Origin of the sequence: Gordonia sp. Swx-4 (assembly GCF_030316175.1) — a bacterium.
GTDB classification, from domain to species: domain Bacteria; phylum Actinomycetota; class Actinomycetes; order Mycobacteriales; family Mycobacteriaceae; genus Gordonia; species Gordonia alkanivorans.
In genome coordinates this window covers 1141467-1159353 of the sequence record NZ_CP128197.1, presented here as the reverse complement: position 1 = coordinate 1159353, position 17887 = coordinate 1141467, and the positions used below count along the sequence as shown (strand labels likewise).

General features: G+C 68.3%; 17 protein-coding genes and 1 pseudogene. 7 read left to right on the top strand and 11 right to left on the bottom strand.

Features of this window, described 5'->3' with window-relative positions:
* Nucleotides 1-1125, bottom strand: a complete 1125-nt coding sequence (locus PWF70_RS05305; protein WP_035753230.1) for a DNA polymerase IV — start codon at nucleotides 1123-1125, stop codon at nucleotides 1-3.
* A 40-nt stretch (nucleotides 1126-1165) separates the two neighbouring features.
* Nucleotides 1166-1903, bottom strand: coding sequence for a hypothetical protein (locus PWF70_RS05300; RefSeq protein ID WP_035753231.1), 738 nt, complete (start codon nucleotides 1901-1903; stop codon nucleotides 1166-1168).
* A 338-nt stretch (nucleotides 1904-2241) separates the two neighbouring features.
* On the opposite strand from PWF70_RS05300, the pseudogene PWF70_RS05295 reads away from it, so the two are divergent.
* Nucleotides 2242-2928, top strand: a pseudogene (locus PWF70_RS05295) (DUF4389 domain-containing protein); the annotation flags it as partial.
* Nucleotides 2906-3466: an Rv1733c family protein gene (locus PWF70_RS05290; protein WP_035753237.1), complete on the top strand. Its 561-nt coding sequence runs from the start codon at nucleotides 2906-2908 to the stop codon at nucleotides 3464-3466. The pseudogene PWF70_RS05295 and the gene PWF70_RS05290, both read left to right, overlap by 23 nt.
* A gap of 20 nt (nucleotides 3467-3486) precedes the next feature.
* Here the strand turns inward: PWF70_RS05290 and PWF70_RS05285 are convergent, their stop codons facing one another.
* Nucleotides 3487-3870 (bottom strand): hypothetical protein, encoded by a 384-nt coding sequence (locus PWF70_RS05285; protein WP_006358265.1) that lies wholly within the window; start codon nucleotides 3868-3870, stop codon nucleotides 3487-3489.
* Nucleotides 3871-3932: 62 nt separating this feature from the next.
* Nucleotides 3933-6260 (bottom strand): phosphoenolpyruvate synthase, encoded by a 2328-nt coding sequence (gene ppsA, locus PWF70_RS05280; RefSeq protein ID WP_035753239.1) that lies wholly within the window; start codon nucleotides 6258-6260, stop codon nucleotides 3933-3935.
* A gap of 150 nt (nucleotides 6261-6410) precedes the next feature.
* On the opposite strand from ppsA, the gene PWF70_RS05275 reads away from it, so the two are divergent.
* On the top strand, nucleotides 6411-6956 hold the full coding sequence (locus PWF70_RS05275; protein WP_230461902.1) for a hypothetical protein: 546 nt from the start codon (nucleotides 6411-6413) through the stop codon (nucleotides 6954-6956).
* An 11-nt stretch (nucleotides 6957-6967) separates the two neighbouring features.
* On the opposite strand, the gene PWF70_RS05270 is transcribed toward PWF70_RS05275, so the two are convergent.
* From PWF70_RS05270 to PWF70_RS05245, 6 genes are all read right to left on the bottom strand, one after another.
* Entirely contained in the window at nucleotides 6968-7507 is a 540-nt protein-coding gene (locus PWF70_RS05270) for a flavodoxin domain-containing protein (RefSeq protein WP_035753400.1), read from the bottom strand.
* Complete coding sequence (locus PWF70_RS05265; RefSeq protein ID WP_035753241.1) at nucleotides 7504-8397, bottom strand: universal stress protein; 894 nt, start codon at nucleotides 8395-8397, stop codon at nucleotides 7504-7506. The genes PWF70_RS05270 and PWF70_RS05265 overlap by 4 nt, the downstream gene beginning before the upstream one ends.
* A complete protein-coding gene (locus tag PWF70_RS05260; RefSeq protein WP_286352877.1) occupies nucleotides 8394-8837 on the bottom strand; it encodes a hypothetical protein in 444 nt (147 codons plus the stop codon). The genes PWF70_RS05265 and PWF70_RS05260 overlap by 4 nt, the downstream gene beginning before the upstream one ends.
* A gap of 125 nt (nucleotides 8838-8962) precedes the next feature.
* Complete coding sequence (locus PWF70_RS05255) at nucleotides 8963-10753, bottom strand: Hsp70 family protein (protein ID WP_286352876.1); 1791 nt, start codon at nucleotides 10751-10753, stop codon at nucleotides 8963-8965.
* A 55-nt stretch (nucleotides 10754-10808) separates the two neighbouring features.
* The gene (locus PWF70_RS05250; RefSeq protein ID WP_286352875.1) at nucleotides 10809-12644 is read right to left on the bottom strand and encodes a dynamin family protein; all 1836 of its coding nucleotides are present in this window, start codon (nucleotides 12642-12644) and stop codon (nucleotides 10809-10811) included.
* 34 nt (nucleotides 12645-12678) lie between these two features.
* The gene (locus PWF70_RS05245) at nucleotides 12679-14061 is read right to left on the bottom strand and encodes a dynamin family protein (protein ID WP_286352874.1); all 1383 of its coding nucleotides are present in this window, start codon (nucleotides 14059-14061) and stop codon (nucleotides 12679-12681) included.
* Nucleotides 14062-14323: 262 nt separating this feature from the next.
* Here PWF70_RS05245 and PWF70_RS05240 point away from each other — a divergent pair, with 262 nt between their 5' ends.
* The 4 genes from PWF70_RS05240 to PWF70_RS05225 all read left to right on the top strand — a co-directional run bounded on the left by PWF70_RS05240 (nucleotide 14324) and on the right by PWF70_RS05225 (nucleotide 16814).
* Entirely contained in the window at nucleotides 14324-14695 is a 372-nt protein-coding gene (locus PWF70_RS05240) for a hypothetical protein (protein ID WP_280073184.1), read from the top strand.
* A 2-nt stretch (nucleotides 14696-14697) separates the two neighbouring features.
* The gene (locus PWF70_RS05235) at nucleotides 14698-15252 is read left to right on the top strand and encodes an RNA polymerase sigma factor (protein ID WP_286352873.1); all 555 of its coding nucleotides are present in this window, start codon (nucleotides 14698-14700) and stop codon (nucleotides 15250-15252) included.
* Nucleotides 15253-15482: 230 nt separating this feature from the next.
* Nucleotides 15483-15806 carry a hypothetical protein gene (locus PWF70_RS05230; protein WP_006358254.1) on the top strand — a complete coding sequence of 108 codons (324 nt, stop codon included), beginning with the start codon at nucleotides 15483-15485 and terminating at the stop codon, nucleotides 15804-15806.
* A gap of 69 nt (nucleotides 15807-15875) precedes the next feature.
* Nucleotides 15876-16814, top strand: coding sequence for an AlbA family DNA-binding domain-containing protein (locus PWF70_RS05225; protein ID WP_075862949.1), 939 nt, complete (start codon nucleotides 15876-15878; stop codon nucleotides 16812-16814).
* Between the two features lie 87 nt (nucleotides 16815-16901).
* On the opposite strand, the gene PWF70_RS05220 is transcribed toward PWF70_RS05225, so the two are convergent.
* A complete protein-coding gene (locus PWF70_RS05220; RefSeq protein WP_127963926.1) occupies nucleotides 16902-17780 on the bottom strand; it encodes an endonuclease domain-containing protein in 879 nt (292 codons plus the stop codon).
* Nucleotides 17781-17887: the final 107 nt, after the last annotated feature.

Here is a 17887-nt window from a genome sequence, read left to right as displayed (position 1 = left end):
TCAGTTCTCCTCGTCGGTCACCAGGTCGAGGCGCACGCCGAGGAGACGGACCGGGCGATCGATGTCGAACTTGGTGAGCAGGTCGGCGACCACCGCTTCGAGCTGATCGAAGTCGAGACTCGGCGCAGGGAGTTTCCGGGACTTGGTGCGCGTGTAGAAGGTCGTGGTCCGGACGGTCACCGCGACGCGGAACGGTAGGCGTTCCTCGGCGACCACCTGGTCGAGCAGCTCACGCAGCAGTTCGGCAGCCGCGGTGCGCATCTCGGACGGTTCCGCGATGTCGGTGGCGAAGGTCCGCGACTTGGAGTGCGACCGGGCGAGCCACGGTTCGGAGGTGATCGTCGAATCACCACCGCCGCGGCACAGGACGTACAACCAATTTCCCTGGTGCGGGCCGAAGGTGGCGATCAGGTCGTCTCGGGGTGTCGCGATGAGGTCGTTGACGGTCGCGACACCGTTGGCGGCGAGTTTGGCCGACGTCTTCGGTCCCACGCTCCACAGGTCGCGAGTCGGCCTCGCCCCCATCAGGTCCAGCCAGTTGCGGTCGTCGAGCAGGAACACGCGCGGCGCACCCACGCCGTCGTCGGGTGTGGCGCCGGGCGGCCGCTTGGCGAAACCGGTGGCCATCTTGGCGCGCTGCTTGTTGTCGCTGATGCCGACGCAGCTCATCAGGCCGCACCGGTCGAGGATCTCGTGCCGGACCCGTTCGGCGAAGTCGACGATGCCGGCGTCGTCGAACTCCTCGACCTCGGCGCCCCGCACGCCGACGCCGAGGTACGCCTCGTCCCAGCCCCACACCTCGACGGGGTGGCCGGTTCCGCGCAGCACGTCCATGACGTCGGCCGATGCGGCGTCGTACGCCCCCATGTCCAGCGGGAGGTACACCGCATCGGGCAACTTCTTGTAGGCAGCACGCAGCGGCATCCCGGCCCGCACGCCGACGTCCCGCGCTTCATACGACGCGCAGGTCACGACCTTGCGGGCCTCGGTCGGGTCGCCGTTGCCGCCGACGATGACCGGGACACCGACGAACTCCGGACTGCGCAGTCGTTCGACCGAGACCTGGAACTGGTCGAGGTCGACGTGCAACAGCCACCGGTAGCGTTGCGAAACCGACGTGGTCACCCCGTCAGGGTAACCACGGACCGGCGATCAGACGGCGCCGTCAGACAGCGATACGGACGTCGATCTCGCCGAGTCCCACGCCTCGGCACGACGAGCGCAGCGAATGCGGGTTGTAGCGCAGCACCGACAAGCCGCGCTGCGTCTCGGTCGACCAGCCGGCGAACGACGCACTGGCCTCGGCGATGAACCCGGTCAGTTCCGCGATCGACGGCTCGTCGAGCGCGGCCACCGCGTGGACGAGCACCTTCTCGAGCAGCGCACGGTCGCGGTGCAGCGGTGGCGGCACCAGATTGAGTGCGGGGGAAGCGGTTCCGCAGTTCATCGGATCGGTCAGGGCATGCACCGCGACGACCAGGAAGGCCAGCGAGACGATCGCCCGCGAGGCGGGATCCCCGAGGCGACCCGGATATGACTGGATGATGTGGCACACCTGCACCGGCCGCGGCGGGGTGACGCCGACGGCCTCGGCCCGGCTGGGCTCGAGGAGCCCCAGCGCAGCCATCGCCTCTTGATGTGCGGACGAAATGGTTTCCGCGGCAAGCGCATCCGCATGCATCCGCCGCAGTTGGGCGATGATCGCCTGATGGCGTCGCGCCGCCTCGTCGATCTCCCGGACCAGATGTTCGGTCAGCCCGAAAGTCGACGAATAGTGGGTCAGCGCCTGATATCCGGGCAACACGATGTGTTGCTCGATGGCGATGGCTTCGGCGATGGCCGACGGTTCGAGAAATTTCCTGGTGCTGCGCTTAGACGCGCGCGCCGAGAGAGTACTGGTCAACTGAGCCCTCCACACACGTAGACCACAAATGCTCCGGCGTGGAATCTGCCCACCCCGGTGTTGACCCCCTACGCCCCGAGCACCCCCTTCGATGCCGTTAACGAAGCGCACGATCACCATAGCTGGAATTACGGAAAAGTGTGAGTCGAACGACTGATGATGCGAAGAATCGGTCATTCCGGAACACCGACGAATGCGTATTGGGCCCTATTACCCAGTCGCGGTCGACACATCGACCCTCTACACACCACCGAAGACCCTTCCTTTCCCGGGCCCGGCGGGTTTCACTCGATCAGAGGGCTTCGACGGGAGGACTCGAGACGATGCACGCAGTGACGCTGACCGGACATCTCGACGAACCGCTGTCGCGATGGCTCTGGCTGCTCAAATGGTTGCTGGCGATCCCGCACTTCCTGGTCCTGGTCGTGCTGGACATCGCGTTCTTCTTCGGCACGGTCGTGGCCGGCTTCGCGATCCTGTTCACCGGCCGCTATCCGCGCGGACTGTTCGACTTCAACGTGGGTGTCATCCGCTGGAACTGGCGCGTCGCCTTTTACACGCACTCCGCGTTGGCCACCGATCGGTATCCGCCGTTCGCGCTGCGCCGAACCGACTATCCCGCCGACTTCGACGTCGTCGATACCGAGCGATTGTCGCGCGGCCTCGTGCTGGTGAAGTGGTGGTTGCTGGCGATCCCCCACTACCTGGTCCTCGCGGTACTCGCCGGCGGATGGCTGGGCGGGCCGCTGGCCGTCGGCTACGCGGCACAAGGCGACGACGGCCGTGTGACCATCGCGCCCGTGCTGGCCTTCGTGGTGTTCTTCGCCGCAGTCGCGCTGCTCTTCACCGGCACCTACCCGCGCGGGCTGTTCGACTTCGCGATGGGCATCAATCGCTGGCAGTACCGGGTGTGGGTGTATGCGGCGCTGATGTGTGACGAGTACCCACCCTTCCGGCTCGATCAGGGCGGGGACGAACCGACCACCTCGACAGGAGTCCGCGATGTTGCGGTTCCTCGCCCGTGAACTGCACAGCTGGCGGCTGATGCACGCTTCGTCGAACCGGCTGGTCCGGCCGCTGGATCGGCTGGAAACCACTGTGCTGCTGGCTCTCTGCGTGTCGGCGCTGGCAGGTCTACTCGCCGCCCTGACCGTCGGCGGCAACACCTACGCGGCACACAAAGCCGCCGCCGAGGTCCAGGGACCGCGGCATTCGGTGAGCGCCACCGTCATCACGACTCCGAAGCAGGACGACAGCCCGACGATCGTCGCCTGGCGGCGGCCCGACGGCGCACGCCTCACCGCCGCCGTGGACTCCGAACGGCAGGACCGCGTCGGCCGGGTCCGCCTCATTTGGCTCGACGACGAGCAGCGCGTCGCGGACCCGCCGGTCACCCACACCGACGCCGTCGTCGAGGGCGTCATGGCGGGGCTCGGCGTCGTGATGCTGACCGCCATGGGCTGGTGGGGGCTGGTCTTGCTGGTCCGGGCGGCCGCCGACCGGCACCGGATGCGTCGATGGGAGGCCGAGTGGCTCGAGTTGGACATCGACAGCCACCGGTGAGATTCCGCGGAACCTCCTGCTCAGCCGTCTTCGGCGTCCTCGAGGTCCCGCGTCGACAACCATGCCTGCGAATCGTCGATGCCGACCTGTGGCGGCAGCGGAGGTACGCGGGTCCCGAACACCTCGTGCGTGAGTTTGCTCAGGGCCCGGCATTCCTCCGCCCAGGACATCCGGCCGGCCGGGGTGGTCTCGTAGGTTCGACGCCCCGGGTACCCCGCCGATGCCTCTCGGACACCGACGAGCCCGCGTCCGACGAGTTCGTTCAGAACCGACCGGAGCTCGCGCGACTGGAGGCGGTAGCCGCGGCGATGGAGTTCGTCGAGCATCCGATGGTCTGACGCGTCTTCGTTCAGGCCGATACCCAGGATGTGGACACGAATGGCGGCGCGCTCAACAGCTCTCATCTGCCATCCTCCCTTCGTTCTCCGAGACCGCCGCGATGGTGGGGCAGACAAACATCCGACACCTACCGTCCGGGTGCGTCGAGGACGGCTTCGACGAGCAGTCGCTGTTCGGCGCGGGCGACGTGCAGCCGGGTCGTGGCGATGGCGTCGGGATTGACCGACACGGAGGTGATCCCCATCCGCACGAGGCGCTCGGCGAAATCCGGGTTGGTCGACGGCGCCTGCCCGCACAGCGACGAGGTGATCCCGCAGCGGCGGGCGGTGGAGATGATCGTCGCGATGGCGTCGAGGACGGCCGGGTCGCTGCCGTCGAACAGTTCGGCGCAGGATTCGGAGTCGCGGTCGACGCCGAGGATCAGCTGGGTGAGGTCGTTGCTGCCGATCGACACCCCGTCGATGCCGGCCTCGACGTATTCGGGGAGCCAGTACATCACCGACGGCACCTCGGCCATCACCCAGCGATGCAGGCCGCGTTGGCGGCCGAGCGGACTCTCGTCGATGAGTTCGAGGCAGCGTTCGAGTTCCCAGCGGGTCCGGACGAAGGGCAGCATCACGTGCAGATTGGGGTGCGTCTCCCGGGCCCGCGCGAGCGCCGCGAGTTCGAGCCGGAACACCTCGGGCTCCGAGACGTACCGATAGCAGCCGCGGAAGCCGATCATCGGGTTGCGTTCCTCGGGTTCGAACTCCTGCCCGCCCTCGAGTCCGCGGAACTCGTTGGTGCGCAGGTCGGTTGTCCGGTACACCACCGGCCGGGTGCCGAACGGACCGGCGATGCGTCCCAGGGCGTCCGCCATGGCCGAGATGGCCGCCTCGGTCTCGCCGGCGGCGATGACCGCACGCGGATGACGCCCCGACAGCGCCTCGGTCAGCATGAATTCGGCGCGGAGCAGACCCACGCCGTCGACGCCGGTCGCGCCGACCTCGGCGGCGTGCTCGGGCGACCCGAGGTTCACGTAGATCTTGGTCGCCGTCACCACCGCCGGCTGCCCCTGCGCCCCCGATGACGCCGAGACCTCGGTGACCGTGGCCCGCTGCGGGGCGACGCGACCGGACCTGACCTCACCGGACCCACCGTCGACCGTCACCACCGATCCGGCCGTGAGAACCTTGGTGCCCGTTCGGGTTCCGACGATGCACGGGACGCCGACCTCGCGGGCGACGATCGCGGCGTGACAGGTGATCCCGCCGCGGTCGGTGACCACGGCCGAGGCGCGGCGGATGGTCGGCAGCCAGTCGGGGTCGGTCATCGGTGCGACGAGCACCTCGCCGTCGATGAGCTGGTGCCCGTCACGCGGGGAATGCAGGATGCGGACCTCGCCGCTGGCGATGCCCGGGGCGGCGGCGAGACCGCGGAGCAGAACCGGCTTCGACGACTCGTCCGAGGTGTCCACACCGGTGGTGATCGGCCGGGACTGGACGATCCAGATCCGGTGCTGCGGATCGATGGCCCACTCCATGTCCTGCGGGCGCGCGTAGTGACGTTCGGCTCGCAGCGCCATCCGCGCGATCGTCTGGACGGTCGTCGGGTCGATGACCGGCGTGGTCCTCCCGGGCGCCACCGGCTCGCGGCGGTCGTGACCGTCGCTGCCCCGCACGATCCGGAATTCCTGGTTGCCCATGCTGGTCTCGAGAACCGAACAGTCCGCCCTCGCGACCAGGAAGGTGTCGGGGGTGACCGCACCGGACACCACCGCCTCGCCGAGTCCTTCGACGGCTTCGACGACGAGATGGTCGAGGTCGCCGGTGACGGGGTCGGCGGTGAAGACGATCCCGGCGACCTCCGAGGACACCATCTTCTGCACCACCACCGCCATGAGCGGATCCGAGGACAGACCCTTCTCAGCTCGATAGGAGACGACCCGCGGCGAGAACAGCGACGCCCAGCACCGCACGATCGCACCCAGAAGCTCGTCGGCGGAGCCGACATTGGTGAAGGACGCGTTCATACCCGCGAACGACGCATCCTTGCCGTCCTCCCCGACCGCCGACGACCGCACCGCCACGTTGGCGCCAGACCCGTTCCCGCCAGACCCGTTCCCGCCGGACCCGTTCGGGCCGGCATCCGAGTCGAGGCTCCGGTATGCGGCGAGCACCTCGTCGACGATCCTCGGGGTGATGCCGACCTTGGTGACCATCTCGGCCATCCGGCGGCTCAGGTCGGCGAGCCGGGCATCGTCACCGACCGCCGACAGGGCCTCGCGATGGGTGGCCACCAGGTCCTCGTGCACCCCGCCGTCCCGCATCGACTCCGCGAACGCGTCGGCGGTCAGCGCGAAACCGTCGGGGACCGGCAGTCCGGCCGTGACGAGTTCTCCCAGGTTGGCCGCTTTGCCGCCGACCACCATCATCTGCTCGAGTCCCAGCTCCGCGAAGGTCAGTACATGCCTCATACGCTCACCATTCTCTTCTTGCGGCGCGAGCCCTAGTGACCAACGGCGACGACCGAGATGACCAAGGTCTCTTCGTCGTGGTGCGTGCGCGGCGTCGAATGGCTGTGTCGGGTCCCCGCGGAGGTGCCGACCGGAAGAACGGTGCATGAGATGTCCACCCCACAACCGCTCCCGTGGCCGCAGGCGCTGAGCGCCTTCGGACGATGCCTGGTGGACGTCGTGCGATCGCTACGGCAGCGGCGACTGCATCAGCCGTCGGCGAACCTCGGTCGCGTCATCGCCTTCGCCGATGGCACGCAGGCCACCGTCTACCGGGAGACCGTTCACGACAACGGCCCGGTCACCGAACCGGTCAGCCTCATCGTCGCCTTCCAGTTGCGCGGGGTGGGAGGCAACCGGGTCGCACATCGACTGTTCCGGCTCGAAAGCGCTTGCAACACGGTCTTGTTCGCCGGATTCGACGGATTCGTGTCGAAACTGTGGATGACGGCCGACCACAAGCACATGTACCGGGGCGTCTACGAGTGGGACGGCTACGACAGCGCGGTCGACTACGTGCGTGCCCTGTGGTGGCCGCTGATGGTCGTGAGCCGCCGGGACTCCATCCGCTTCCACGTCGTCGGCGAGAGCACGCGCGCATCACTGCTCGACGGCGCTCATGGTGATTCAGATGGGTCGTGGTGGCAACCGGTGTGATCCGCCGCGGCTCACCGGTTGTCGTCGACGATCTGCCGACACCAGTGATCGACGTCGCCCCAATCCCGGGCGTCTCCGTAATGGCCGCCCATGAGACGGAACACGATCCGGCCGACGCCCGGCCAGTCGCCCTTGGCGATGGCCCCGGCGAACTTCCGATGATCCCGCAGGGTCCCGCTCGCCTCGATTGCCGCGACCGCTCGCGGCAGCGGAGTGCGTGGCCGGAGGAAGCGCGCCACCCGCGGTGACAGGAAGGTGGAGGTCTCGCCGACCGAGGAGACCGAGAACGCCCACACGGGGCCGTCGCGTTCGTTCGCCACCATCTCGGCGAAGCGCTCCGCCGCGGAGAGCCACTGGCCGTTGTGGATCGCGCTGCCGATGACGAGATGGTCGGCACCGATGGCGGTGTGGTCCGGCGGACCGGCGGCGGTGAGATCGCACAGATGAACCGTGGCGCCGGCGGCACGCAGACCGTCGGCGACCCGGTCGGCGATCTCCTCCGTCGATCCGTTCGCGCTCGCGTAGGCGACCACGGTGCGCTTAGCCCTCACCACGACCTCCGCGTCAGGGGGGCGGTGTGGGTGACCATCACCGGGCACTGCGCGACCTGCAGGACAGCCCGGCTGGTCGATCCCAGCAGCAGACCGCGGATTCCGCCGCGGCCGCGTGTGCCCACGACGACCAGCTGAGCGGTCTCGGCGGCATCGACGAGAGCATCGGCGGGAGAACCGATCTCGACCCGGCGCTCGATCTTGACGTCCGGGTAGTCCTCCGGGTACCCGGCGAGCTGTTCGCCCAGCAGCTCCTCCGCCTCGTCCCGGAGCTGCCGGATGATCTGGTGCTGGTCGCCGTAGAACGCGGTGCCGGAGAAGCCGCCGAACGTGTGCACCGCGAGCAGCGACGTCTGCAGCAGGTCGGCCTGCCGGAAGGCGTGACCGATCGCGGCGGTGGAGGTCGGCGAACCGTCGACGCCGACCACCACGGGCCCGGCGGTCGGTGTTGGGCCGCCGACGACGATGACCGGGCATTCGGCGTGGATCGCCGCGTCGTTGCTCACGGAACCGAGCAGCAATCCGCGGACGCCGCCGACGCCGCGCCTGCCCACGACCAGGCTGTGCGCCTGAGCGGACGCGTGCCGGAGCGCGAGCACCGGCGAGCCGCCGACGACCGTGCCGTCGACCGGCACATCGGGGGCCGTCTCCTTCGCCACCGCCGTCCCGGCCTCGACCGCGCACCGGGCATCGGACTGCATCGCCTCGACGACGACATCCGACGTCATCATCGCGGTCGGCGCGTACGCCCCCGGGAAGATGCCGACCGCGGACAGCACGCGCAGCGGACGGTTTTCGCGGGATGCGGCCGCCGCAGCCCAGCGGACGGCCATCAGTGCACAGTCGGAGCCGTCGACGCCGACGACGATCGGTGCGGTCGAATCGGTCATGGTGATCTCCTTCGTAGAGCGGTCTGCACGATGACGACGACCATCGCGATCGCGGTACCGGCGATACCCACGGCGAGCACGACGCGCGCGACCGTCGACCAGGGAATCCCGGAGTCGCCGAAGTCGAATGGGAAGACCTGCCAGAGACGGACCAGCGCAATGAGCCCGAACGTGTCGATGACGAGTTCACCGATCATCTCGACGATCGGCGGGTCGGCGATGAGGTACATGGCGTTGGCGACGATCCCGGCGACCAGCGCGGCGACGACCCAGCCGATGATGCGGCCGAAGTCGTCGGTGAGGAACGGAACCGACTCCCAACCCGGCCAACCGAGAAGGGCCACCAGCAGTACGGCGTTCACGGCGATACTCACCGAGTAGCCGACTTGCCTGCGCCGGGCGTCGACCCGATGGTCCGACAACGACTTCGAGGTGGTCACGGCTGCTCCGAGGGGTCGACGACGCCGGCACCTCTCATGGTGGTCGCGGACCCCGGCGTCGAACCTGAGTCGAAGGTCATCTCGGCCGGTCCGAAGGTCCCACTGCCGTGGCGGTTCGGTTGCCCTCAGCCGGTGACGAAGATCCAGATCAGGAACACCACCCAGGCGATCGTGCCGAGGATGTTGACGCCGAGGGCGGTCATCAGCAGGGCGTCACGACCGCCCTCCGCCCGGTTGATGCCGATCACGGTGAGCGCCATGCCGACGATCGTGCCGAGGCAGATCGGGAACCCGAGGATGCCGAGGATCAGGCCGGCGAGGGCGTAGGTGTTGATGCCCGGGGACGCCGGAACGGGGTGTGCACCAGCATGTCCCGCAGCCGGGGTGCCGGGTTGTCGCGGCGGGTACGGGGACTGGGGTTGGCGCTGCTGGGGCGGCGGATACATCGGTTGGGGTTGCGCGTACGCCGGCTGGGCGGCGGTGATCCCGGCCGGGGCACGGTGGAGCTGCGACCACTGTTCGGGCCGGAGATCGGCCGCACCGACGGCACCGAAGACGACGCCCGGTTGTGCGACGACCCCGGGACGCAGGTCGAGTCCGTGCAGGGTGCCCGCCACCGGGGCGTCGACCGTGAGCCGGCCCGACGGCGAGTCGAGCGTCGCCAGCGGCTCGCCCGCGCGCACGACCTGACCGTTGCGGGCGAGGACACCGGTGATCACGGTGCCGGGCGGGACGGTCGGGAACGCGATGCGGCGTGCGGAGGCGTCGACCGCGGTCGCCGACATCGGCGGATCGGTAGGCCGCGCCGCGTACTGCTGGGCAGCGGCAGCCCCGTGGACGTCGACGTTGGTCGATCGCAGCAGGCCGCCCTGGGCAACGACGACCTTGGGGTCGCCGATCCGGGCGACGCGACCCACCGACGACAGGGCCGACTGCAGCATCGGGATGGAGCTGGTCCCGCCGGTGACGTAGACGATGACGGGCCCCTTCGGTCCGGTGCCGGCGGCGTCGGCGCGGGCGATGGCGTCGCGGGTCAGTTCGACGGCGCGTTCGACGAACGGCGCGATCATCGACTCGAACTCGCGGCGGGTCAGCAGCAGCGTGTGCCGGGTGCCGGGCAGTTCGATGACGGCCTGCGCGGTGTCGGAGAGGGCTTCCTTGGCGGACCGGACGTGGTCGGCGAGGGCGATGGCGGCGGCCGGTGCGCGAAGGCGGGCCGGAAGTCCGGGGTCGATCTCGGCGGCTTCCTCGAGCACCCATCTCGTCATGCGGGCGTCGAGGTCGCGGCCGCCGAGGTTGTTGTCGCCGCCGGATCCGGTGACGGTGAAGCCGTCGGCTCCGGCGCGGATGAGGACGGCGACGTCGCAGGTGCCGGCACCGAAGTCGAAGACGCACATCCGCTCGTCGCCCGTGACGTCATGTCCACGGTAGACGTAATACCAAGCGGCGGCCAGGGATTCGGAAGCGATGCGCAGCCGGTCGGCGGAGATACCGGCGCGCTCGGCGGCGCGTCTGAGCACCCCCTTGCGGCGTTCGCTCCACTTGTCGGGGTGGGTCAGGATGATCGAGTCGAAGTCGGGAAGTCCGCTGTGGCGCAGCGCGGTCTGGTGCGCATGCCGCAGGACCGCGCCGATGAGGTCCTCGATCGGCCAGAACCGGTCGCCGAGTTCGATCTCGCCCTCGTCGATCCGCGACTTCGGGGAGTCCTCGTAGGCATCGGCGGCCTGCACGCGACGACGCACGGCGTCGTGCCCGACGACGATCCCGCCGTCGTCGGCGAACACCGCGGACGGCATCGCCGGACCGCCCGAACCCAGGGGCACGATGACCGGTTCGGCCGGCCCCACGCGGTAGGCGGCCGCGGTGTTGCTGGTTCCGAAGTCGATGCAGAGTCGCCGGCGGCTCTCCTGTGTCACCTGACCACCTCCCACCATCCGCCCTGAGGCACATGGTTACACAACTGACCGGCGTTCATCCGGTGGGCGCCCGGAGGACCCGGGCGATCGCTTTGCGGACGTTGTCGACCGCCACGATCTGGGTGCGCAGATCGGCGGCGGTCTTCTCCCGGTCGGCGGCCGACTTCTTGGCCTCGACCGCGGCGTCGTTGATGATCTTCGTCGACTCGGCGAGGAGTCGTTCCAGCAGTTCGTCGTAGGCGATCTGCAGGTCGGCGCTCGCCTCGGACTTGATCGACTGCAGTTGCGACCGCACGTCGGCCTTCATGTCGTTGACCGCCTTGGTCAGCCACTTGCGGTGGTTCTCCTTGCCGACCTTCGACGCCCGGAAGCCGACCACCACCCCGGCCCACACGGGCACGGCCACCACGTTGACCACCGGGATGATGGCCAGCGGTCCGCCGGAGGCGACGATCGACAGGAGCACCGGGTCGACCATGTTCTTCCACGGCGAGATCTTCTCCTGCTCACGCAGCTTGAGGTCGGACACATTGCCGGAGATCCGGTCGACGAGTTCGCCCGAGATGGTGGCGTCGGCGAAGAGGTTGTCCGCGATCCGCTCGATCCCGGCGACGAAGAACGCACTGACCTCGCGGGCGGCGGCCTCGAGGTCGACGGTCATCTGCCCGATCAATTCCTGTCCGGCGCGGTGCGGTTCGTAGAAGCGGAGCTTGTCGATGCGCGTCGACCATTGGCCGAGGAGTTTGTCGAAGCGGTCGCGGATCAGGTCGTCGGTCTGCAACGACGCGGCGGTGATGTCCTGGTTGAGCCGCGCGCGCCACTCGCGTCGTCGATCCTTGAGGCGCTGCAACCGATCCCGTTCGGCCTCGATGTCGGCGCGCTCGGCGGGGGTCGCAGTGGCCGCCTTCATCTCCAGAACCAGGCGTTTGCGGACATCGTCGAGGCCGGAGAAGGTCAGCTGCAGCGCATTGCGTTCCGGCGAGGCCGCACCTTCGGCGACCAGCGGCGTGAGGGCGTCGACGAGTTCGGGGATGCCCGACGCGGCGAGGGCACGTTCGCGGCGTTCGGGATCGGTGATGGCGGCGGCCTGCTCGGCGATGCGGTTGGAGATGCCGATGATCGGGATGTGCGCGAAGCGAGGCGCATTGGCACCGATGAGTTTCCGGTTCTCGGCGACGATCGTCCGCCACTGCCGCATCACCAGATCGGTCTTCGTGACCACCAGGACCACCGAGGCGACCTCCTCGCTGACGCTGCTGAGGAAGGCGAGTTCGGGGGCCGACAGCGGTGCCGTCGCGTCGCACACCATCACGAGCACCGAGGCGCCGCGGGCCGCACTGACCGCGGCTTCGACGTGTTCGGGAACCAACGATCCGACGCCGGGGGTGTCGACGATCGTGACGCCCGGGAGCAACGGCGAGTCGATCCCGACGCGCGCCGAGACCGGCGGCACGAGAACGGAATCGACTGCGGTGCCGGGCGCGAGGCGTTCGGCGGGAACCCCAGCGGCGTAGTGACCGCCGACGGTGATCCAGTCGGCGAGGTCGGCGACCGGGATGCGATGGGTGGCACCAGGGAACTCGATGAGTGCCGAATTGACCGGCAGGTCCTCGGTCGCGGGGGTGAACCGGACGTAGACCGAGGTGGTGATCTCGGTGTCGACCGGAGCCAGTCCGTTCACACCGACGAGGGTGTTGACGAGAGAGCTCTTGCCGCGGCTGACCTCGCCGATCACCACGACGGTGCCCTGCGGTGCGGGCCGGTCCGTCACGCGGAGAGCACGGTCGGCGATGGCGTCCTCGCCGTGCTTGCGCAGCATGTCCACGGCGGCTCGCAGCGTGGCGTCGGGGGTGGGGACCGCGGACTTGGCGGGCGCCTTCTCGAGACTCACTGCCCCGCTCCTCGTTTCACGACTGTTCCCCGGCTCATGTGGTCCACCGCCCACGGCGCACCAGCTGATAGGTCTGTTCGAGAACCAGCAACGCCTCCTTCTCGGCGGATGTCGCGGCGAAGGCCCGTCGCGTGCGGCAGTCGGTGGCCCGTTCCTTCGCGGCGTCGGCGATCTGCGGTGGCGCGGCATTGGGCGGCAGCGACAACAGCAGGCGCACATCGCGACTCGCGACCACGAGGGTCAGCTCGCCGATGAGGTCGCTGTCGGGTTGCCAGCGGGCGAGGGCCTCGAGCGCGGCGACCTCGCGCAACCGGTGCAGCTCGGGAGCGGTCTCGGCCTCCTCGATCGCCTCCAGGAAGGCATCGCGGCGCGTAGCGCGATATGCGGCCTCGCGGAGTTCGGCCAGTGCGGTGCGGGCCTTGAGGATGTCGCCGACCGCGAGGAAGCGTCGTCCGATCGCGAGGCGCAGTTCGTCGATGCCCGAGACTCGTTGCAGCCATTCGCAATACGCGCGCGCACCCTGGCGGGCGACGTCGGCGCCGGCATCCATCGCGTAGGTACCGACCAGTTCTTCGAGTCTGCCCAGCAGGTCGACGTCGAGTCCCGGTGGTGGCGGCGCCGCGCCGTCGAGGATGGTCAGCAACTCCCAGGATTCGAGGAGTCCGCGACGGGAGATCTGTGCGGTCTCCCGTTCGGTGACGCCGCAGACTCCGGCCTCGGCCATGAGTCCCGACACTGCGACCACTGCACCCGCGATCGCCGGGAACCGCCGCCAGACGCGTCGGGCGATCTCCTGCGCCTTGAGCATCGGGTTGTCCGCGGCGATCAGGTCGGCGTGGGAGATGACCAGGATCGTGTTCTGCGCCGACGCCCCGGCGTCGGCGAGGAACTGCACCTCGTCGGACTTGGGACCCGCCGCGTCGTCGAGGAGGAACAGGATGACGTCGGGTCGCGGCAGCCGACCCTCCCCGGAGAAGACGCGGCGGGTGGCGATCTCGGCGGTGTCGGTGAACCCGGACAGCCCGGGGGTGTCGATGACCCGGAATCGCTCGCGGAGCAGGCGGGACGGGGTGTAGACGACGGCGTGGTCGATGTCCTCGGGTCTCCGTCCGAGGTCGCCGCGCATGATTCCGGGGATCTCGGTGACGGTGCCGTCGAGGCCGACGACCTCGACGCGCTGCGGGTTGCCCTCGGTGTACAGGGCGGCGACCTTCGTGCACTCGGCGCGGTCGGTGGGTGCGACGCGGTCGCCGACGAGGGCGTTCAGCAGCGTCGACTTGCCGGCGCTGACGCGTCCGACGAGCGCGACGGTGAGCGGGTTCGCCAGTTGCGCGCGCAGGACACCGATCAGCGCGGGATCGGGCGCGAGGGGAGTGACCTCGTCGAGCAACTGCTCCACGCGACCCCGCACGGTCATGTGTTGCTCCACGCCATCGGTCCTCCAGTTCACGGACACTGCCTCGTGACGTTGCGCAGTTTCCGACTCTGCGCCGTTTCCGACTCTGCGCCGTTTCCGACTCTGCGCCGTGTCGGTGCCGCCGGGAACATTTCCGCGTCGTCGACACTCCAAGTCACGTGACGAGAATTGTCCATTACCGTCGACGCCCTGACAGTCGACCGGATGACGGTATCCGGGCCGACGCCGCGTGCGTCGCAGATCCGAGCAGGAGTCGAACACCATGACCGACAACACCACCAGTTGGGACGACCCGCTCGACGGGGACGACTTCGAGTCCTGGCTACGCGAGAGCGATCCGCCGAGCGAGCTGGCCGTACCGGCCACGACCTGGGATTCTGCGGTGGAGACCGCCTTTGATCCGTCCCACGAACTGACCGAGGACCTGACCGCCGCGCCCGGACCGGACCCGCTCGACGAGGAATCGTCCGACGGCTCCCCCGATGCCGAACTCGTGGGATTCGACGACGATCTCGGTGGAGACCTGGACGCCACCCTCGACACCCCAGACGCCTTCGGCAGCGACGACGACGCCGGCGACGAGTCATTCGGGGGAACGACTTTCGACGACTCGGCCCTCGGTGACGACTTCTGAGGATGGACACTTCTGAGGTGCATTCGTTGACCGACGAATCCGATCCGGGCGCAGACCTTCTCGAGCATGCGCGCTCCGGCGACCCACAGGCCTTCACCATGCTCGTCGAACAGCACCGGGACCGGTTGTGGGCCATCTGTTTACGCATCACCGGCAACCAGCACGACGCCGAGGATGCCCTCCAGGACGCATTGGTCGCCGCGTGGCGCGCGATCGGAAGCTTCCGGGGCGACGCGCAGGTGTCGACATGGCTGTACCGGATCGGATCGAATGCGGCGCTCGCGCGCATCCGCAAACGATCCGACGCCGACGACATCGACGACCACGACCCGGTGAGCTCGCTCGACGTCGCGCAGCAGGTCGTCGTGTCCGATCGCATCCAGGAGGCGTTGTCGCAGGTCCCGGACGCCTACCGGGCCACTTTCGTGCTGCGGGTCTACGGCGAGCTGAGCTATTCGGAGATCGCCGAGGCGCAGGGTATCGGCCTGCAGACCGTGCGCAGCCGCATCTCGCGGGCACGGTCCATCCTCGCGGACCTGCTTGCGGATCTGCGATAGCAGTCGTTGCCCTCCGCTAACGAATTACGCTCTGTCCGAGCACGTTTCAGCCACCTGAATTATGGGTTGACCACCTGGTGCGCGATTACGCTCATCCTCGTGCTCATCGGCGGCCAGGTCATCTCATCGGATGATCGACTCCTCCCAGGGAACAAACACCGCCGAGTTCGTCTCCAAGTAACCAGAGCACGAAAATCCATCACCCACAGCATTCCCTGGAAGGAAACATCATGAGCGAGATCCCCGAAGACGCAGTACTCGTCGACACCGACGGCGACGGCACCATCGACGCCGCCCTGACCGACGTGGACGGCGACGGCGTCACCGACGCCGTCCTCGACACCGACGGCGACGGCCAGGCCGATTCCATCGCCTACGACACCGACTCCGACGGCGAGATCGACGTCATCGAGGCCGACACCGATGGAGACGGCTACACCGACCTCGCGGTCGCCGACACCGATGGCGACGGCACCTTCGACACCGCGGTCGACGACGAGGGCAACGTCGAGGTCGGCGACTTCGGCAGCATCGACGGCGGCGACGCGGTCTGACAGTCCACTCCTCGAAGGAATCCCGGTCGCGCATCGCGGCCGGGATTTCGCCCTTTCTAGACTGTCCGAGTGCGAACCGACCTGAGCAAGTTGGCCGACCCCGATCGCGGAAACATCGGATCCCTGGAGTTCGCCATACCGGTGTGGGCGACCGCGACCGCGCTGGTCCTCGTCCTGATGGTGGCCTGGCTCTTCGGTTCCGTCGCGAAGTGGCTGTTGCGTCGACGGGCACGGCTGAACACGACCACCTGCATGGTGCTCTCGATCGTCGGCACTGCCGTCGGCTTGTTCATCGCCGGCGCCGTCGACCACCGCATGGACATCTGGAGCCCGGTGACCATCGTGCTCGGACTGGTGAGTTCGATCGTCGCGGTCGGCGCCTACGCGTTGATCGCGGCTCGGCTGCAGACCCCGACCGACATCTCGGTCGCCGAGATCCTGGAGTCCGGCGAATCCGAACGGGTCGAGTTCAAGTCGACCGCCCGCATGAACCTGCGCACCAAGCAACGCGATCCCGCACTCGAGGCGGTGATCGTCAAGACGGTGGCCGCATTCCTCAACTCCGACGGCGGGAACCTGCTGATCGGCGTCGACGACGACGGCACTCCCCTGGGTCTCGACGCCGATTTCACGTTGCTCCGCCAGCCCGACGCCGACCGGTTCGAACTGTGGCTGCGGGACCTACTCACCACGATGCTCGGTCAGAGCACCGCCGCCGAGGTGGGCATCTCTTTCGAGAAGATGGCTCGTCCCTCTGGAGACGCCGACTCCGAGGGCCCTGCGGAGGCGCTGGTGTGCCGGGTGGAGTGCACCCCGTCGCCGCGCCCGGTCTATCTGCGCGGCACGAAGAACAACGCCGTGCCCGAGTTCTGGGTGCGCGCAGGCAACTCCAGCCGGCAACTGAACGTCGACCAGGCCGCCGAATACGTCATGTACCGCTGGCCGCTCGGCGTCGGACGCGCGGTGGCGGCCCAGGTCCAGGCCGCCGTGCGGTTCTCGGCCGTCTGACCACCGCCCAGACGCAACGCGCCACTTGGCGGACGAAAACTCGTCCCCCTGAGCCGTATTCAAGGGCAGATTGCCCTCCGACCACGCTCAGGGGGACGGGATTTCACGACGCCTCGGGTCCTCCTCGCGTCTGATGCGATGACGGTCGGGTCGTGTGACGGCTCTGATGTCCTCGAGAACGCTCTCCCAGTCGTAGAGAACGTCGTCATAGGTGACACGCATCGTCATCCAGCGATCGATCAGAGTCATCCGGTCACGACGACGATCGTTCCGAAATGCTTCTGCGCTCGAGTGGTATTGCCGACCATCGCATTCGATCAGCAGCGAACCCACGCGCAAGTCCGCCCGCTCGTGTCCGCCGATGGAGGGCTGGACCGCCACCTTGAACCCAGTGGCGACCAGTCGAACACGCGCGATCGATTCCGTGCCGGACTGAGATCGTGCATCGCAGCGTCCGAACAATTCCATCACTGCCTTCGTCACCCCGCCCATGTCTGCCTGGATGTCGGGGATGGTCAGCTGGGTCTGGTTCAGGATGGAATCGACGGTCGCGACCCAGTCCTCCGGTTCAAGACAGCGCGCCGCGCAACCCAGCGCGATCGGGATCGAATCGACCGCGGACACCACCGGAAGAGGCCGACCATAGCCCTGACACCACCGAAAAGGTCCGGTCGGTCGGGCTCCGGACTTCCGGTGTTTGGGCCGGCGAACGTGGGTCTCCTGGTATCCCGGAGGTACCCAGATCCCCTCGGAACCGTGTGTTCTGTGAAACCGGAGCGCAGAAATGCACGATAACGCGCCACCTGCGGCCACCGCCGAGACCGCTCGCTCGTCGGCGCCCTCCGCACTCACCCAACCGTGCGCGACAGAACTGAGCCGGCCCGCACGGCGGGCTTCGGCCACCTCCGCCCGTGACCAGCCGTTCGCCAGTAGTTCGCTGAGTGGGTAGACGCCGCAATCTGACATATGTCTTGGACGCGCCGCTTCCAGTTCCGGTTGCGCGACTTCGGAAAGAGGACCGAAACCGTCCTCGATGCCTGGGACCGTGGTTTCAGAGCACACGACCACGACAT

Coding starts and splice junctions, on each gene's coding strand:
- PWF70_RS05220 (WP_127963926.1), bottom strand. CDS start 17,780: ATGTCAGATTGCGGCGTCTACCCACTCAGCGAACTACTGGCGAACGGC.
- PWF70_RS05265 (WP_035753241.1), bottom strand. CDS start 8,397: ATGACCGATTCGACCGCACCGATCGTCGTCGGCGTCGACGGCTCCGAC.
- PWF70_RS05275 (WP_230461902.1), top strand. CDS start 6,411: ATGTCCACCCCACAACCGCTCCCGTGGCCGCAGGCGCTGAGCGCCTTC.
- PWF70_RS05285 (WP_006358265.1), bottom strand. CDS start 3,870: ATGAGAGCTGTTGAGCGCGCCGCCATTCGTGTCCACATCCTGGGTATC.
- PWF70_RS05290 (WP_035753237.1), top strand. CDS start 2,906: ATGTTGCGGTTCCTCGCCCGTGAACTGCACAGCTGGCGGCTGATGCAC.
- PWF70_RS05230 (WP_006358254.1), top strand. CDS start 15,483: ATGAGCGAGATCCCCGAAGACGCAGTACTCGTCGACACCGACGGCGAC.
- PWF70_RS05245 (WP_286352874.1), bottom strand. CDS start 14,061: ATGACCGTGCGGGGTCGCGTGGAGCAGTTGCTCGACGAGGTCACTCCC.
- ppsA (WP_035753239.1), bottom strand. CDS start 6,260: ATGAGGCATGTACTGACCTTCGCGGAGCTGGGACTCGAGCAGATGATG.
- PWF70_RS05235 (WP_286352873.1), top strand. CDS start 14,698: ATGGACACTTCTGAGGTGCATTCGTTGACCGACGAATCCGATCCGGGC.
- PWF70_RS05240 (WP_280073184.1), top strand. CDS start 14,324: ATGACCGACAACACCACCAGTTGGGACGACCCGCTCGACGGGGACGAC.